General features: G+C 36.2%; 17 protein-coding genes and 1 pseudogene. 11 read left to right on the top strand and 7 right to left on the bottom strand.

Going from position 1 to position 17,333, the window contains the following annotated elements; genetic code table 11:
• Positions 1–130: 130 nt before the first annotated feature.
• The gene (locus V7122_RS13050) at positions 131–988 is read left to right on the top strand and encodes a tyrosine-type recombinase/integrase (protein WP_335346078.1); all 858 of its coding nucleotides are present in this window, start codon (positions 131–133) and stop codon (positions 986–988) included.
• A 310-nt stretch (positions 989–1,298) separates the two neighbouring features.
• Here V7122_RS13050 and V7122_RS13045 read toward each other — a convergent pair whose 3' ends face one another.
• On the bottom strand, positions 1,299–1,943 hold the full coding sequence (locus V7122_RS13045; protein ID WP_335346077.1) for a glycosyltransferase: 645 nt from the start codon (positions 1,941–1,943) through the stop codon (positions 1,299–1,301).
• 396 nt (positions 1,944–2,339) lie between these two features.
• Here V7122_RS13045 and V7122_RS13040 point away from each other — a divergent pair, with 396 nt between their 5' ends.
• From V7122_RS13040 to V7122_RS13025, 4 genes are all read left to right on the top strand, one after another.
• A complete protein-coding gene (locus V7122_RS13040; protein ID WP_335346076.1) occupies positions 2,340–2,846 on the top strand; it encodes a hypothetical protein in 507 nt (168 codons plus the stop codon).
• 394 nt (positions 2,847–3,240) lie between these two features.
• Positions 3,241–4,197, top strand: a complete 957-nt coding sequence (locus V7122_RS13035) for a carbon-nitrogen hydrolase family protein (RefSeq protein WP_335346075.1) — start codon at positions 3,241–3,243, stop codon at positions 4,195–4,197.
• Between the two features lie 148 nt (positions 4,198–4,345).
• Positions 4,346–5,056 carry an SDR family oxidoreductase gene (locus tag V7122_RS13030; RefSeq protein WP_335346074.1) on the top strand — a complete coding sequence of 237 codons (711 nt, stop codon included), beginning with the start codon at positions 4,346–4,348 and terminating at the stop codon, positions 5,054–5,056.
• A gap of 178 nt (positions 5,057–5,234) precedes the next feature.
• Positions 5,235–5,858 carry an ECF transporter S component gene (locus V7122_RS13025; RefSeq protein ID WP_335346073.1) on the top strand — a complete coding sequence of 208 codons (624 nt, stop codon included), beginning with the start codon at positions 5,235–5,237 and terminating at the stop codon, positions 5,856–5,858.
• A gap of 151 nt (positions 5,859–6,009) precedes the next feature.
• Here V7122_RS13025 and V7122_RS13020 read toward each other — a convergent pair whose 3' ends face one another.
• Positions 6,010–7,104 carry an NADH:flavin oxidoreductase gene (locus V7122_RS13020; RefSeq protein WP_335527111.1) on the bottom strand — a complete coding sequence of 365 codons (1,095 nt, stop codon included), beginning with the start codon at positions 7,102–7,104 and terminating at the stop codon, positions 6,010–6,012.
• A gap of 232 nt (positions 7,105–7,336) precedes the next feature.
• On the opposite strand from V7122_RS13020, the gene V7122_RS13015 reads away from it, so the two are divergent.
• The gene (locus V7122_RS13015; protein ID WP_335527109.1) at positions 7,337–8,188 is read left to right on the top strand and encodes a LysR family transcriptional regulator; all 852 of its coding nucleotides are present in this window, start codon (positions 7,337–7,339) and stop codon (positions 8,186–8,188) included.
• A 113-nt stretch (positions 8,189–8,301) separates the two neighbouring features.
• On the opposite strand, the gene V7122_RS13010 is transcribed toward V7122_RS13015, so the two are convergent.
• Positions 8,302–8,700 carry a cytidine deaminase gene (locus tag V7122_RS13010; RefSeq protein ID WP_335527107.1) on the bottom strand — a complete coding sequence of 133 codons (399 nt, stop codon included), beginning with the start codon at positions 8,698–8,700 and terminating at the stop codon, positions 8,302–8,304.
• Positions 8,701–8,958: 258 nt separating this feature from the next.
• Here V7122_RS13010 and V7122_RS13005 point away from each other — a divergent pair, with 258 nt between their 5' ends.
• Positions 8,959–9,753 carry a carbon-nitrogen hydrolase family protein gene (locus V7122_RS13005; protein ID WP_335527105.1) on the top strand — a complete coding sequence of 265 codons (795 nt, stop codon included), beginning with the start codon at positions 8,959–8,961 and terminating at the stop codon, positions 9,751–9,753.
• Positions 9,754–9,916: 163 nt separating this feature from the next.
• On the opposite strand, the gene V7122_RS13000 is transcribed toward V7122_RS13005, so the two are convergent.
• A complete protein-coding gene (locus tag V7122_RS13000) occupies positions 9,917–10,696 on the bottom strand; it encodes an MBL fold metallo-hydrolase (RefSeq protein WP_335527103.1) in 780 nt (259 codons plus the stop codon).
• 118 nt (positions 10,697–10,814) lie between these two features.
• Here V7122_RS13000 and V7122_RS12995 point away from each other — a divergent pair, with 118 nt between their 5' ends.
• Together V7122_RS12995 and V7122_RS12990 are read left to right on the top strand one after the other, a co-directional pair.
• On the top strand, positions 10,815–11,225 hold the full coding sequence (locus V7122_RS12995; RefSeq protein ID WP_335348201.1) for an Lrp/AsnC family transcriptional regulator: 411 nt from the start codon (positions 10,815–10,817) through the stop codon (positions 11,223–11,225).
• 128 nt (positions 11,226–11,353) lie between these two features.
• Positions 11,354–11,743, top strand: a complete 390-nt coding sequence (locus V7122_RS12990) for a cupredoxin domain-containing protein (RefSeq protein ID WP_335348202.1) — start codon at positions 11,354–11,356, stop codon at positions 11,741–11,743.
• Between the two features lie 135 nt (positions 11,744–11,878).
• On the opposite strand, the gene V7122_RS12985 is transcribed toward V7122_RS12990, so the two are convergent.
• Both V7122_RS12985 and V7122_RS12980 read right to left on the bottom strand, forming a co-directional pair.
• Complete coding sequence (locus tag V7122_RS12985; RefSeq protein WP_335348206.1) at positions 11,879–13,309, bottom strand: PQQ-dependent sugar dehydrogenase; 1,431 nt, start codon at positions 13,307–13,309, stop codon at positions 11,879–11,881.
• Positions 13,310–13,662: 353 nt separating this feature from the next.
• On the bottom strand, positions 13,663–15,042 hold the full coding sequence (locus V7122_RS12980; RefSeq protein ID WP_335348203.1) for a PLP-dependent aminotransferase family protein: 1,380 nt from the start codon (positions 15,040–15,042) through the stop codon (positions 13,663–13,665).
• A 130-nt stretch (positions 15,043–15,172) separates the two neighbouring features.
• Here V7122_RS12980 and V7122_RS12975 point away from each other — a divergent pair, with 130 nt between their 5' ends.
• Together V7122_RS12975 and aac(6') are read left to right on the top strand one after the other, a co-directional pair.
• Positions 15,173–15,796 (top strand): FMN-binding negative transcriptional regulator, encoded by a 624-nt coding sequence (locus V7122_RS12975; RefSeq protein WP_335348204.1) that lies wholly within the window; start codon positions 15,173–15,175, stop codon positions 15,794–15,796.
• Positions 15,797–16,001: 205 nt separating this feature from the next.
• A complete protein-coding gene (gene aac(6') / locus V7122_RS12970; RefSeq protein ID WP_335348205.1) occupies positions 16,002–16,436 on the top strand; it encodes an aminoglycoside 6'-N-acetyltransferase in 435 nt (144 codons plus the stop codon).
• A gap of 275 nt (positions 16,437–16,711) precedes the next feature.
• Here the strand turns inward: aac(6') and V7122_RS12965 are convergent.
• A pseudogene (locus V7122_RS12965) lies at positions 16,712–17,205 on the bottom strand (SRPBCC family protein).
• Between the last annotated feature and the right edge of the window lie 128 nt (positions 17,206–17,333).

The following is a 17,333-nucleotide window of genomic DNA, read 5'->3' as shown; positions in this document are numbered from 1 at the left end:
GTAGGACGTCGCTAGGCAATGAACAAGCATCCATTATGGATGCTTTTTTTTATATGTTAAATTCGTAGAAGTTTACTTCTCGTTTTGTTGGAGTTATAATGAAAGTAACAATATCTGGGAGGGACATGAGTTGACTAATTATTCTGGAGAGGTTATTCCGCTGATTCTTGATTTTTGTAAATGGCTAGTCGAGCAAAATAAATCTGCTAATACTGTAAAAACATACGGTCTAGAACTTGAAAGGTTTCATGAATGGCTTCAAAAGAACGATTCTGATTTAAACCATTTGCGTAAGAGTGATATTCAAGATTATATTTCCCACCTGGAACAACAGCAAAAGAGCCTAGCAACAATTGATAAAATTGTTGGTATTATACGTACTTTTGCGAAGTACCTGAAGCAGCCTGAACTTACTTTTGGTATTGAACTAAAGCCTGTGGAAAGAAATGAAGAATTTGAAATATTATCCGAGGCGCAGTATCAAGTATTGATAGAAAAGGTAAATCATAATAGTGATCTGCGAGATCGGGCTATAGTCTATATACTGTTGCACACTGGAATTCGTATTTCAGAATTATGTAATTTAAACTGGGAGCATGTCAACTTCGAGAAAAATGAGATAACTGTTGAAAAAAAGGAAGAAAAACGTGTCATTCCTCTATCAAGGGATGCAAGAGAGCATTTAAATGAATACTTTGTGGTTCACCCATTAAAAAAAGAGGCCATTTTCATCTCGCAAACAGGCAAACGATTAACAGAAAGAACCATCCAATACATGCTTAAAAATTATGATGTAACCCCAAATCAGTTAAGACATACTTTTTGTCAACGGCTCGTTGATTCTAATGTCGATCTTGAGGTTGTTTCAAAACTGGCAGGCATTAAGGATTTAAATCTAGTCAAAAGATATATAAAAAGATCCGAGGTAAATAGAAGCCAATTAGAGGAAGTCATTAATAATGCTTTTATTAACGACACACAAGGATAGGTTGTTTTATTAGGGGTGTAATAAGTACTTTTTTATAGCCTTTCCGAATCATTCGGAAGGGTTATTGTAATTAAGGAATGATATTTCAAGTTCCTTAAAATTTAGGAAGAGTATAATTCCATCTGCCAGATCGCTAAAAGAATCCTTTAACTATCTACTTGTTGTTGCAATATTGCTATATCCCACCAATCTTATTACCTTATCTACTTCATTATCTCCAGGCGCGGCCGGCAGCCTTTTTTAAAGTGCTGACACAGTAAATACCCTCATAATGAAAGAATCTCTAACAGAATGCTGGAGATTCTTATGATTATTTTTTAAATTTTTCCGGAAACTGCTTCACAACTCCCGCAGAAATAGTATCTGCCATTAGGATTATATGTGTGATTCCATTGTCAATTGAAACGATTCTTGCGTTCCAATCTTTTGCTAAACTTGCAGATAAATCATTTGTCACAAATTTCAGATGCGTATAGAGTAAATTTTTTAGATCTTCGTTTTTCAAATAGGGGTTGGCACCGCTAAGGAAAGCTGCTATTTTATCAGCATTTCTATACCATTCTTTGTTTAGCTGATTCACCAAGGCTTTATTTCCGCTTTTAGCCGCATCTACAATCTTTCCTGCAATAATAATATGCTCCTTAAGCAAATCCGTAAGTTTGTTCCCAGCTTGCTCTCCGTATACTGGCTTTATAACATTACCAATATCCTCCTGATTTTTCAGAAGCCTAGTCAATACCTGTTTTTGATCCTCTGCTCTTGCTGTTGTTGCACTTGTAATATAATTACTTGTCCACAATACATGATCAATCCAAAGTCTCCTGAAATGATTTTCAAACTTTACTTCAGATTGGCTAATGCATGGTACCTGCGTCTCAGCGTAGGTACTGATTGTTCCAGTCATCATGTTTAGTGGAAATAACAAAATAAAACCCATCAACAATAATTTTTTCATAAACCTTCTCCTTCCAAAGATAAAAAATACCCTTTTTATTATTGATATATAGGTTTTTTTTATTCCTAAAAATGGTTCTGCTAACCCTGCTTTTTTAAGAAAAAATGAAATTTGGATAAATAACGAAGTGTAAGTGAGAATTCTGGTAGAATATTTATTTTTTGTAGGAAGTAAGGAATATAAAGTATTACTAATTGGTGCGAGAGTTTACGAGAAAGGACGGCCCCTTTTTTTCTTTTTCAACAGGGGCGATCAGTTTAATAAGGGATAATTAGAAAACTGCTTATGGTAGTAGTTAAATACTAGGTAGTATCTAACAAAGGATGTTTATGAGTGAAACTAAAAGGGGAAATTTAACATGTTATTTACTATACTTGCATAAAGGTGGGATTTAACATGTTAAGAAGAACTTGTTTACTATTTTGTTTGTTATCCATGGTAACCCTTCCTATTGGGTGTTCAAAACAGGAGTCCCAAGTATCGAAGGAGCTAAATGAAAATAAAACGACCAATAACCTATCTATTCCAAATGAATACAGCCATGCTAAAGATATAATTGTTGCTCTAACCAAACAGGGGCTCAAGATTAATGAAATAAAAAACTCTAATTCTATGGCGCTTTTCCAAACAAAACCGAATTATGCCATGTATGTGGAGAGTGAATGGGGAGATTTTGAACTAATTCATTTGGAAAACAAAAATGGTAAAGACTTCATCATAATAAAAAAGGAAGAAACTGATGGGGGATATGTATATTCAATAAGGAAAAATGATGAACCAGAACAATTATATTATACAAACGCAATCACATATTTTAATAAAAATGATGAGTACATTACCATTAGCCGAACGAAAGAATTAAATGAAATAATTAGGAAAGTTTTTGAAATAAGCCAAAAATAGTTCAACTGCAAAAGTCAGTATGTCTTAGGTTAGGTGTTGGATTGCCTTTGTATTAACGACTGCTTCAGACGAAGAAACAATTCGGTATCTATGCGATAACACTTAATGACGAGGATTTTCTTGTTATTAATAAATAACAAGCACCATTCGAAAAAAGAGAAACATGATTTCATTCATGATTTCTCTTTTTTTATATTCTAAGAGTAAATGGATGGGGGAAGTATTAAAGTGGATGATTAAAAAATATTTATTTCATTATGATAGAAGTGTAGGTTACTTTGTAAAGCACATTATACTAGTTCTGCCATAAAGTTATTTGGAATATAGTTAGATAGATTCTTTCAATCTACCGAAAAAACTAATTAAAGATTCGGTATCTAAATGGAGGTATTATATGGCGAATTTGAATCAAAGTGTAAGGGTTGCGGTTATTCAAGCTGCATCCATTATTATGGACCGTGATGCCACCATAAATAAAGCAGTTAGCTTAATACAACAAGCAGGAGAAAAGGGCGCCCAAATTGTTGTTTTTCCAGAGGCATTTATTCCAGCGTATCCTAGAGGATTATCCTTTGGCACTGTAATAGGAAGCCGCACTGACGATGGAAGGAAAGACTGGTATCGATATTGGGAGAACTCGATTCCTGTTCCTGGTGAAGCGACGGAACAGCTTGGTCAAGCCGCACGTGAAGCGGGAGTATACCTTATTATGGGTGTGATTGAACGGGATAGCGAATATAGTGGTGGTACACTTTTCTGTTCTGTTATTTTTATAGGCCCAGATGGTTCCCTTTTGGGTAAACATCGAAAATTAAAACCAACTGCAGCGGAACGGATTGTTTGGGGTGAGGGGGATGGAAGTACATTACCTGTATTTGATACTCCGCATGGAAAAATTGGAGCTCTGATTTGCTGGGAGAACTACATGCCTTTAGCGAGAGCGGCCATGTATGCACAAGGTGTTCAGCTTTATATTGCCCCAACTGCTGACGCTAGAGAATCATGGCAGTCGACTATTCGTCATATAGCAATGGAAGGCAGATGCTTTGTATTGTCCTCCAATCAATTTGTAACGAAGGACATGTACCCTGAGGATTTAGCTTGTTATGATGACCTTGTATCAGCTCCAGATGTGATGTGTAACGGTGGAAGTGCCATTGTTGGGCCACTTGGTGATTATGTTGCTGAACCTGTTTGGGGAAAAGAAGAAATGATTATTGCCGATCTTGATATGAGACAAATAGCCTCTAGTCAATTTGACTTCGATCCAGTAGGGCATTATTCAAGGCCGGATGTTTTTAAATTGTTAATAAACAAAGAAAAGCAGGAAAATATCATTTGGAAGAAATAACCCTGTAGGTCCTGCTTTTTAATAGGGAAAGGGATCTTTTTCTTATAGGGACATCCTTTTTATTTTTCAATGAGCAGTGTAACACTTCCAATAGCAAGACCTTTTGCTTCAATGTTATACTAATGGAAAAAGTTAGGGGGAGACTGTCATGAACAGGCTACAAGGAAAAACAGCGATCGTCACTGGTGCCAGCTCTGGAATTGGCGCTGCTATTGCTAAGGAATTAGCCATGGAGGGAGCAAATATCGTCCTGGCCGCCCGCCGGCTGGAAAAATTAAACGAAGTAAAAAGTGAAATTACAGAAATAACGAATGGCAAGGTGAAAGTAATTGCTGTCCAGGCGGATATGTCAGTTAAAAGTGACGTTAATCAGCTAGCGGAAAAGGCACAAGCAGAATTAGACAATGTAGATATTTTTATCAATAATGCTGGGCAAATGCGAACAGCAACCATCCGATCCGGGCAGGTGGAGGATTGGGAGCAGATGATTGATGTTAATATAAAAGGTGTACTTTACGGCATTCATGCTGTATTGCCATCGATGCTTAGCCGGTCAACTGGACATATTATCAATATTGCTTCGGTTTCCGGTCTTGAGGTAACAAAAACAAGTACCGTCTATAGTGCTACAAAGTACGCTGTTCGGGCCATTTCCATGGGATTGGAAAAGGAACTTGCTAGAACAGGTGTAAGGATAACGAATATTTCACCAGGGATGGTAGATACAGACTTGAGCAGTAATAGAACCTCGAATGATCGTAAAAAGCTTGAAGCAGCCGATATTGCAAAGGCTGTTGTCTATGCTGTCACCCAGCCTGACTATGTGAATGTAAATGAAATTACAGTTCGTCCAGTGTAAATAGCAGGGGGCTGTCCAGAAAGTAAGTTTTGATCACTTTCTGGAGCCCTTTTTTATATTCATCAAGGAAAATATCTTTACTTTTGCACTAATCATAAATAGAATTTAGTTAAATTAAAATGGTGTTTTGCTAGTCTTTAGGAAAATGAAAGAAATTAGATGACTAAGGAGTTAGAAGTTGAAAACAAAAGAATTTACTTTAACTGCGATTTTTATATCTATTATTTTATTATGTGCTTTAACACCTTTTGGGTATATACATTTAGGTGTAATTAAAGCGACTATCATTCATATTCCAATAATTATAGCTTCTATTATTTTAGGGCCCAAAATTGGTGCTTTCTTAGGGCTTGTGTTTGGTTTCACTAGTATTGCAATAAATACGATCACTCCAACCTTGTTATCATTTGCTTTTTCACCAGCAATTCCTGTATTAGGCACGAGTCAGGGAAGTATTTGGGCGTTATTTATTGCAATTGTTCCGAGAGTAATAATTGGGTTTATACCTTACTATATTTTCAAAGCTGTTCATAAAGCTATTATAAAGAAAAAGTCCAATCAAAAGCCTGCTTTATTTTTAACTGGCTTACTTACAACTTTTATACATACATTTTTAGTCATGGGTTCTATTTCTTTTTTATTTCAAGATGCCTATGCTCAAGCTATTAATGCCAGTAGCACGAGTGCAATTTATAAAGCTGTTTTAACTGTGTTTTTTACAAATGGACTTGCCGAAGCAGTCCTTGCTGGAATTGTAACAACGGCTGTGGTTCCACCGTTATTGAAGGTATTGAAAAAATAAATATCACCCGTTATCACGGGTGGTTTTAAATGTAATCACAGGGAGAGGAAGTGTAGTGAGGGATAAGCATGTATTGGATCCTCGAATTTCTGTGATTACATTTACTAGAAATTATGTGCTTTTTAGATTCTTAAAATTAGATTGAGATGATTTAAACTTCAAATTCTTTAATTTTTGCATTCGGTGTTAATACTTCTTCTGGCTTAAACTCTGCTAAAGGCTCTCCATTTTTGACTTTGTTAACCCAATCATGGTTAGCTAAGGCCCCTTTGCCTAAGGTAACCACATCGGCTTCCCCGTTCTCAATGATTTTCCTTGCTCTTTCGGGATCCTCTAAATGACCATTGGCGATTACGGGAATTTTTCCGTATTTTTTTGCAAGGGCGGCAAGCGATGCCTCACTTGAATCGAATGCAGGCTTCCATGCTTGGTGTTCCGTAACATGGATAAAGTCAAGACCTGCTTGCCCTAATTGATCAAAGATAATTTCAGCATCTTTTTCTTTTCCTGCCCACTTGTGTGTGTAATCATTTACTTTCGCTTGCGAAATCCGAATACCAATAGTAAAGTCCTTCCCTACTGCTTCCCTAATCGCTTTAGACACTTCCACCAATAAAAGGACCCGATTTTTCGTAGAACCACCGTATTCATCTGTACGGTGATTTGTATAATCAGTAAGGAACTCATCAAGTAAATAACCATTGGCTCCATGAATTTCAATCCCATCAAATCCAGCTAATAGAGCACGTTTAGCAGCATTTACAAATCCTGTTATAACTTCAGTTATTTCTACTTTCGTTGCTTCTCTTGGCATTGGGTAAAGGCCATTTCCTTCATAAGCTTCACTTTTTTCCCCTTTTGGCTGAACAGCAGAAGGAGCGATTGATTCTTCAGTAAAAGGATTCCCATGAACAAGAGCCCCAGTATGCATGATCTGCGCAAAGATTTTCGCGCCTGCTTGATGAACAGAGTCAACTAATTTCTTCCACGCTTCTGTTTGTTTTTCATTAACAATCCCTGGCTGATATAAATAAACTGGACTATACTTTTCATCTGTATAAATCCCTTCAGTAATAATAAATCCAAATCCCCCTCGGGCAAAAGATGTATAATATGATATCATTTCATCAGTTACTAATCCTTCAGATGTTGCACTGATGCGTGTCATTGGTGCAACCCCAACTCGATTATCTACTGTTATATTCCCTAATGTAACAGTCTCAAATAACGTTTTTGTGTTTGTCATTGTCAAAACTCCTTCTTTTATAACAGTTCATTGTATATTCTTAATCAACCATAAAGTATTTATTTAACATCCTTCACTATTCGCTCAAGGGTATCTCGTTTTTGAAGGACCCTATTCAATAGAATTTTTCTATCTACGTTCTGTACCATTGTAATTCACTGCCTTAGTTTAGTAAAATAGATATTAACGAACTATTAGTTCGATAATATTGAACTATGAAAGGGATAATTAGATGGAACTTCGCCAACTTATTACACTCAAGACAATTGTAGAAAGAGGAGGATTTAAAAAAGCTGCTGAACATCTCGGTTATGCTCAATCCTCCGTTACTACCCATATAAAAGAATTAGAAGAGGAAGTAGGAAAGCCTTTATTTGATCGACTCGGCAAGAAAGTCGTTTTGACTTATTACGGTCATCGACTTCTTTCTTATGCGGTAAAGATCATTGAATTGCATGCTCAGGCGTTAAACATAGACGAGGATCCGACAGGCGATCTTATTATTGGTATCTCGGAATCGCTGACGATCGGCCGTGTTCCACCTATTCTTCTTGAATATAAAAAATCTTATCCTAAAGTTAACCTTTCACTAAAATCTATCGAGAATTATAATGTGGCATCACATCTTCAAAATGGCGACATCGATCTAGCATTGGTATTAGAAAAAGAAGGTTGGTCCTTACATGAGATTCATTGTGAAGAATTGAAAAGAGAAAAAATGGTTTTGATAAGTCCTCCAAAGCAAGAAAACTCAAGAACGGTTTTATATACGGAAAGGTCATGCAGCTATAAGTCTGTTTTTGATCACTATATAAATTTTAAACAAATGGATGTTAAAGAAAGTTTAGATTTCCAGAGTATTGAAGCGATAAAACAATGTGTTAGAAGTGGATTAGGAATTTCATTGGTACCTTATTTTTCAGTGAAAGAAGAATTAGAAAGTCAGAAATTGCAAGGGGAGGAAGTAGAACCAGAACATCCAGCTATTTCAACATTCCTTGCCTATCATAAGGACAAGTGGCTTTCTCCATCTATCATAAGTATGATAAACTTAATAAAGAAACACTCTAAAAATTGGGATTAAAAAAGAGAAAAAACATATTCTTAGAATCCTTAATAAATGAACAAATAAGAGGGCAGTTTTGAGAAAAGAATCATCAAAACTTGCCCTCTTTTTATATAAATTGAATAAGTATATTACATATCTAAGTCTGTAAATGCATAAGGCAATAATTCCCTTAAGGTCAATTTTAATATATCTTTCTTCTCATTTGTTAAATAAACTGGCATTTCAGGTAAACAGAATTCTGCTAACACTTGTCTGCAAATACTACAAGGTGGAAGAAAATCTACCGTATCACCCGCGACAGCTATCGCCTGGAAATCACCCTTTTTGTAACCATTTGCTATTGCAATAAAAATAGCTGTTCTCTCAGCACAATTTGTTGCACCTAATGAAACATTTTCCACGTTTACTCCATTAATAACAGTACCATCTTTTAGTAATAAAGCGACTCCAACTGGGAATTTGGAATATGGTACATAGGCTCTTTCCTTCATCTTACGTGCACTTTCCACTAATTGCTCTTTATTCATATGATCCATCCCTTTCAAAGAAGAATGAACTTTTCACAGTCCCCTTAATGCCAACGTTTGAATGGCAGGATTGTTATAATATAATATTTAGGAAAATTTGTCAACATAGATGAATTAGGCGATGGAAATGGTTTCCTGTCTCCACTCTAAGCTTGTCAAAGGATAGGGAAAATTATTAATCATTTAAAAAGTCCACAAAATAGCAGCAAAATAGATTAAAATAAATGAAAATAATCATTTTAGGAGGTACTCACTTTCATGAGAGTCGCAATTGCACAATTATCCACCAGTGTTGATAAGGCCTCTAATTTAGAGAAGGCGATCCAATACATTGAGAAAGCCAAAAGTAAAGGCGCAGACTTTGTCATTATTCCGGAATTTTATATGGCGCTTGCCACCCCAAAGTCTGGCGTGTTGCCTGTTGAGGTAGCGGAACCACTAGATGGTCCGTTTGTTTCCGCCCTTGCACAAGCTGCCCGTGAAAACGAAATCTATGTTGTTTGCGGTATGTATGAACCAAAAGCGGATGATCAAAAACGCGCCTATAACACAACCGTGTTTATTAACCGTTCAGGCGAAATCATTCATTCTTATCGAAAAACACATTTATATGATGCTTTTAGTTATAAAGAGTCGGATACCATTATTGCGGGTGATAATCAATATAAAGTAGTAGAAACAGAGTTTGGAAGAATTGGCTTAATGGTATGCTATGAATTACGATTCCCAGAGATTGCAAGACAATTTGCGCTTCAGGAAGCGGATGTCCTGTTTGTTCCTGCCGGATGGGTAGCTGGTCCGATGAAAGAGGAGCATTGGCAGACGCTGATTCGCGCACGGGCGATTGAAAATACGATGTTCGTTTGCGGCGCGGACCTTGTTGGCGATATTTTTTCCGGTCGCAGTCTGATTGTTGATCCGATGGGAATTGTCCTAGCCAGCGCTGGTGAGGAAGAAACGTTATTTTTCGCTGATCTTGATTTAGATCGGATTCGCCGAGTGCGGGAAAAGCTGCCAAGCGTAAGAGACCGAAAGCCGGAATTTTACTGCTAAAGCGGTCCTTGCCACGCTCCGATGTATATCAGAGACGTATTGAAAATATAGGAAATGTTTTTGTCACTTTATGATAAATTTCAAAATTTGTACAGAATTCGAAGAAAGCTAAAAAAGGGGCTCTAAAAAGTCAGTTATCTGACTCTTTGGACAGCCCTTTCTCCTAAAATGAATATGATTCTCCGTCATCTGGCACTAAAACATTAGAAAAGATTCCTTTTTTATTAATAAAGCTTTTTAATTCTTCTCTTGATAATGTCCAATGATTGACAGCCTCCATATGGCTCGCAATAATTTTGGCATTAGGGGCAGCCTTATACACTTCATAGACATCATCTTTTCCCATTACTAGGGAACCTCCTACAAGGAATTGATTATCTCCAGCATTGACAATAATGATTTCTGGCTTATGTGTTTCGATTACTTCCTGAACAGCTTCATACCAAACAGTATCTCCAGCTGCATATAAAGTTTTTTCATTTGCATGTTTGAAGACAACACCGCACACTTGACCAGCAAGTTGTACCATTTCACCTCGCCCATGCTCACCTTTTGTTTTAATTAATTTGATCCCTTCAAAGACTGTATCTTCTTGTAAAACCTCGACATTTTTGAAACCAGCGTTTCGAATTTCTGACGCATCCTCATCATTTTGGGCAAATAATTTAATTTCTTTTGGCAATGCTTCTTTGGCAGCATCATCCCAGTGGTCTAAATGCAGATGAGTGACAATGACCGCATCAATATTAGAAATAATATTGTCAATGGACGTTGGTAAGCTCACTAAAGGATTATTTTGATCTTGTCTTAATGCATCGGGATAGCCTACACTAGGTCCAAAAGGTGGATAAGTCCCTTTCTCTGCTAACATTGGATCTATTAAAAACTTTTTGCCTGCATATTCGACAACTAGTGTTGCATTACGAATTTGTTGAATATTCATGTTCAAAACTCCTTATTCTTCGATTTACAAATAGTTTATACTATAACCAATTGACGACTACATAGATAAAATCAAGTCTTTTGGCAGTTTGACTTGATAAATGAAAGGATTTGAACAAATGTTAGATAGCACGGATATACGTATCTTAGATGAACTATCCAAGAACAGTCGCATCACTATGAAAGAATTGGGGGAGAAAGTCCACTTAACTGGACAAGCAGCTTCGGCTAGAGTGGCAAAATTAGAGGATAATGGCGTAATTGAGGGGTATACAATAAAAGTTAATCAAGTTAAATTAGGATGTTTTATACATGCATTTATTACGATCTTTACACAAAGCACCTATCACCAACCATATTTGTCGTTCATAAAAACACAAGAACAATACATCATACATAACTATAAAATCAGTGGAGATGGTTGTTATCTTCTCGAATGTAAATTTTCATCTAATGAAATATTAGACAAATTTTTGGAAGACTTGAACGAGCATGCAAATTATAAATTATCAATTGTTATTAAGAAATAGTGCATCTAGTTATTCTTGTCACTGTTTCAGATAAAAGAGTTACGATTGAAAGCACACTGGAACCCAATTTATAGTGATAATATTTCATGAATTGGAAAAAATAGTGACTAGGAAAGGAGGTCTTACGAATGTTTGTGAAAAAGTGTTTAACAGGATTGGCAGTTTTGCTTGGGGTGATGTTGGTCGTGAACTCTGCAGGCTCCCTCGGCGTATTGGCCGAATACGATGATGTAACTCAGCCTATGGAGACGGTGACATCGATTGAGGTCGAATTGAAGGATGATAGCTTTAACCCGAAAGTCATCACTATTCCGAATGGAAAAACCACAACTTTGTTATTGAAAAACAAAGGTAAGAAAGAGCACACCTTCACAGTGGAAAAGCTAGGTATTGACGCCGAGATCCAGCCAGGACAAGAAAAAAGCATTACCGTGAATCCGAAACAGCCCGGTACATACGAACTGATATGTCGGTACCATTTCCAGGAAGGAATGGTCGGAAAGGTAATAGTTGAATAGGGCCTATCGGGTCATGCTTTTTAATAGGAATAATAGTAATTTGCTTATTAAACAAACGCGTTTGTTAAGAAGAGGGAGCTGCGGCAGCTCCCTCTCCATGCATCGAAGGTATTAAGTTGAATTTAATAGTTTTAATCACGGAATAACTTCAAAAACAGTACCTTGGTTAAAATCAGTCACTTTCATAGAGCCATAAACCCCTAAATATAGTTTGCTTTGATCCAGATTCGTTCCCAAACTAACATAATATGCCGAACCGGGCCCAAAATTATAATCGGTTTGAATAACACTAAAATCATTTAGTTTACAATCTGTTCTTATTCTAGTATAAGCTAAAACCCCTCTAACCGGAGATCCGGATTCTTCTTTCCGTGCAAGATCGGTAAACACCACACTTCCTGTTAAAGCGGGGATTCTATTCCCCATATAGGCTTGCACTCCTGTAAGTGCAGTTCCTCCAAATTTATTGGGTCTTTGATCTTTATGAAAATAACTAGTTAAAGGCTGAAGACGCCTTATTGATAATTTTATGGCTTCATCATAATAAGCTATTGTTGTCTCGTCCAAATCCTGATTTGCAGAGCAGCCCCTTATAATCGGAGTAGGGAAAACACCTTCCCACCCTCGCCAGCCAAAGTTAATAAATCCCTCTTGGTCAGCTTCAGATTTCATTAAAAAAGCTTGAACAAGCTGGGTAACCGGTATTGATTTATGCTGAAGGAATGAATAAATTGACTCTACCAAATCCTGTCCGACATTTCCCACATATTTGATATATTGATTATAAAACCTATGAAATGAAATGCCAGGTATATTCCGAACCCCTTTGGCAATCACCGTAAGTGTTTCCTGAATAGGTACGGGAAGTTCATTAAACCGTGTGACTACGGGCGGATTCTTGATAAACGTATTCTTACCTACATCAATTTCAATTATTTTACCGGCGATTTCCATATCATTCTGGCTTAAATTGAATGGATCATAGCCTGCTCCACCATCCCCGTTAGTTAAAACAAGATTTCCTGTTTCCGGTGAAAAGTTTAAGCTATTGACACCATTATGATTAAAAAATGGTCTTCTTAAGTTTAGTAATGTCCGTAGTTTTTGAGGTTGACCATTTGATGGTAAAATCCATTCTTCCACAGTATTAATATGATCATATTGAGTTTCTCTATTTATCCACCTTAAGTTTAAAGTTTTTGGATCACACGGGTCAGGTGAAAAGGATTCAGAAAGAGCTCCTGGACCTTGTGTTCCGGCTACTGAATAATGAAGATAAAACAGGCGGTTATTATAAAATTCGGGATGAAATGCTAGTCCTAGCAATCCCCGTTCATCATATCCGCCACCAGAAACACCTTGTTCAGAAGTACCTAGTTTAATGATTCGCGGGCGAATATCTAAAAAAGTTCGTATAACTCCGTTTCTTATGTAAAAAATCTCTCCTACCTGGGTTGCGATAAATAATGTTTCTTTTGAGTCACCCGGAAGTATCGCTGCTTTCATAACAGTTGGTAAATTCAACTTGCTTACAATGGGCCGTAAATTAACCTTAACTTTTATCAACAAACTATACACTCCCTTCTTAGTTTTCTTTTTATAAGAATATGATTAGAACTGTTTTATTAATACCAAATCAAGGCCGAAGAATCTAACAAGGGATTGATCATTTTCGCAGGAGTGTTGGAATAGGGGATTCTTTTTACGCTTAAATTCAAACTGTACGGTTCCATTAAAAGGACCATTTAATGGAACAACACCTTTTAAAGAAAGTTGGATTTAATGGTTAACATTTAGAAGAGGTTTTGAAAGATTGTTTTTAAACTATAGCAGTAGGTTAGTGAATTAAAACGCTATGTTTATAATTTCATTGAATGCCCCGCAATGTTAGACATAACTAACTTTTGCGGGGATATTTTTTATAACCAAGCCTTTTTTAAAAACTTCACGCCTAACTGTATTTCTTCACAAGTAAGATTACTAAAACCAAGTTTTATAATGGCTTCATCAGAACGGTTATTAATGAAGTAGATGGAAGTAGGGTATACTTTAACACCATAAAAGGCAGCACGCTCAATTAACCAGTCTTCTGAATGTGTTTGATGTATCTTAACTAATAAGTACAAGCCAGACTGCTCCCCAATAATGGAAATATGTTGTTTAAATTGTTTTTTTAGTTCTGAAACGATGCACTGCATTTTTCGTTTATAAACGAGACGCATCCGTTTAATATGGCGGTTCCATTCTCCCTCTTCCATAAATTTAGCCATTGTCAGCTGGCTAGTTAGGGAAGTGGTACTCTCAAAATGTTGAAATTGTTTTATATAACGGTCTAAAAGAATTGGTGGCAGCACCATATAACTCAGACGAATTCCTGGGAGAAAGGACTTTGAGAAATTTCCTAGGTAAATCACTCTTTTGGAATCAATGGAAGTAAGTGCCGGAAATGGTTGTTGTGTATAGCGAAATTCACTATCATAATCGTCTTCGATAATATATCCTTTTTTCTTGTTGGCCCAATGAATGAGCTTTTGCCTTTGTTGAATGGACATGCTTACGCCTATTGGACTTTGGTGGGAAGGTGTCACATAAATTAAGCGTGACATCATTTTTTCTAATTGTGAAAAATCAGCACCTGTTTCATCAACTGGTAAAGTTTCAAGTGTAAAACGATGGAATAAAAATGCCTCTTTTGCTCCATCATATCCTGGATCCTCCACAATCATGCTTTGGAAATCATCCTTCAGGATTTGTCCAAGATTAATCAACATTTGCTGGGTGCTGCTGCCAATGATAATGGCATTTGGATCTGTCTTTACCCCACGAGATTGGAGTAAATAGGCAGCGATTTGTTTACGCAAACACATTTCACCAAAAGGATCCCCGTATTGAAAACTCTCCTGTAAGGTCAGTACTGAATTAGAAATTCTTCTCCAAGCTTTTAAAGGAAAGTTTGTTTGATCTACTGCCCCTGCTTTAAAATCAACGAAAAATGTTGTCACTGGCTCAGTTTGCTTACTAGGAATAGGAATGACTTCCTCCTGAAATAAAGGAGGCTCTAATACATTAACAAAGTAGCCTTTTCTTCCTTCTCCGCGAATATAGCCTTCTGCCACAAGCTGATCATAAGCCATTAATGTCGTATTGCGACTGACTTGCAAGGAATCTGCCAGCTGGCGTATGGAAGGTAATTGTTCATTTGCTGGCAGGTCACCATGTTCGATTAATAATTTAAATCGCTCATATATTTGTTTGTATTTGGAAGAGTGATCCTCTAAAGCAAAAATGAAGTTTTCCATGATAAATCGCCTCTGACATGTCTGATTGATTAAAACTGTATCTTTTTATATGTCAATAATTATACTACTATTTTGAATAATGGATATCCAAAGTTTCAGTAATTTTTAAAATAAAAAGGAGCAGGCTATTATGTATATTCCAAAATACTTTCAAGTCACAAATATCAATGAAATTATAGAAGTCATTGAGGGAAACTCATTTGCAACATTGGTCACAACAAAAAAAGGGAAACCCATTGCTTCCCACCTTCCATTACAGCTTCATAAACATGAAGAGGATTATTATATAACTGGACATATGGCATATGGGAATCCTCAATGGAGAACATTTGAAACATGTGACGATGTTCTAGTCATCTATCAGGGACCACATGGTTATGTTTCTTCTTCATGGTATGGGCATGAAAATGTACCCACATGGAATTACCAATCAGTACATGTATATGGTCAAGCTAGTATATTAAGTGAAGAAGAGTTGAAACAAGATCTTATTAAGTTGCTAGAGAAGTATGAGAAACAGCGTGAAAACCCAGTTTTATGGGATAAGCTATCGCCTCAGGTATTAGAAAGTCAACTAAAAGCGATTGTTGGCTTTAAAATAAAAGTGCAAGAAGTTCAAGCCGCTTTTAAATTAAGTCAGAATCGAAATGAAGAGGATTATCATAACATCGTTGAAAAATTACAAGAAGAAGAAAATCTAAATTCTCAACAACTGGCAGAAGTGATGAAAAAGAGAATAAAAGATAGTAAGTAATTATGCCACTCTGTGAAAATCACACTAGTAGCGAAAGATATATAGTGATTGAACAAAGTATTCAATGCTTTACTCCATTATCGGGCAACAATTCCAGAATAAAAGCTGCGCCCTTTTTTATGTATTTGGCAAAATCGTTCAAATGAAAGTTTTATTGATAAAGAAGAGAATCAATTCATTTTATAAAGATATTTGGAGGTTTTTTATGCTAAAAGAGGCGACCTTACAGGATACAAAAGAAGCTGCACACCTTGCTTTACTGCTTTGGCCAGGTCACACATTAGAGGTATTTATTAAAGAAATGACACATCTTATTTCTCAGCCTGATGCAAAGATTTTTTTAGCTTATCATGACAGCGAAACAATTGGGTTTGCGCAATGCCAATTGCGATATGATTATGTTGAAGGGACGAGTTCAAGTCCGGTGGGATATTTAGAGGGGATTTATGTAAAAGAGGACTTTCGTGAACAAGGCTTTGCTAAAAAATTAGTAAATGCTTGTGAGAATTGGGCTAAGAAAAAAGGTTGTCATGAATTTGCTAGTGATTGTGAATTAGAAAATGAGGAAAGTTTAGCAATGCATCTTAAATTAGGATTTAATGAAGTAAATCGTATTATTTGTTTTAAAAAAGATTTATAAGGAATGACGCAATAAAGATTCGCTAATATTGAACAAGCATAACGAATAGAATCTTCTGCAATCAGGCGCTATCCTTGAACAAGAATTAGCGCTCATTTTCCCTTTAAGGCCAGATTGTGGAGCAACACAATTATGGTATTATGCTAAAATTAGGAAGATATTTTGAAAAAATGTACTTAAACAGGCAGTTTCATTAAATAGGGATTTTTCTAAAGTAAGAACCGAAATATTAAAACCATCTATTAAATTCAAAACAATAGATGGTTTTGTGCAGTTTATTTTATAGGTTGGCAACATAAACTGCCTTCACCTTTTTCAAGAGCAGACTTTAAGCTACTTAGAACACCCAACCAAGCCATTTGATGCCAGTCAAATGCTTCTTTCCAATTATCATCTTCTTTAAATCCAGTATGTTCAACAATTACTTTTGTAGAATCGGTATCAACTGGTTTAAAACTAACATTAACAGTTGTTAATTCATTTTCATTATTCATTATAGTTTCAAATTGATCTGGGCCTTTCCAAGTGAATCGTAACTCTTTTTCATCAACAAGTTTAATAATCTTGCAACCTTTTGTATTCATACCAGTTTTATTTCCAGGAATAAAATAAAGTTCATAGGACCCACCTTCCATAGCTTCAACTACTGTTTCAGGTGCGAACCATTCAGAAACTCGTTCAGATATTGTCCAAGCGTACCAAACTAAATGTAGGGGGCATTAATGGTAACCTCATTAGTAATGGTTCTATTATTTGAAGTGGTTGTCAAACCAAATCCTCCTTTTGGAATTATTTTTATTTGTAGAATATCATTAATAGCTATTTAAATAAAGAATCTTCTGATTTATTCAAAAGAAGAGATTGTACTTAAACTATTTGGCAGTTGTGCGGCCGAGC

The sequence above is a fragment of the Bacillus sp. JJ1532 genome, assembly GCF_036965085.1.
Classification (GTDB): domain Bacteria; phylum Bacillota; class Bacilli; order Bacillales; family Cytobacillaceae; genus Cytobacillus.
This window is presented reverse-complemented; position numbering and strand designations above follow the sequence as displayed.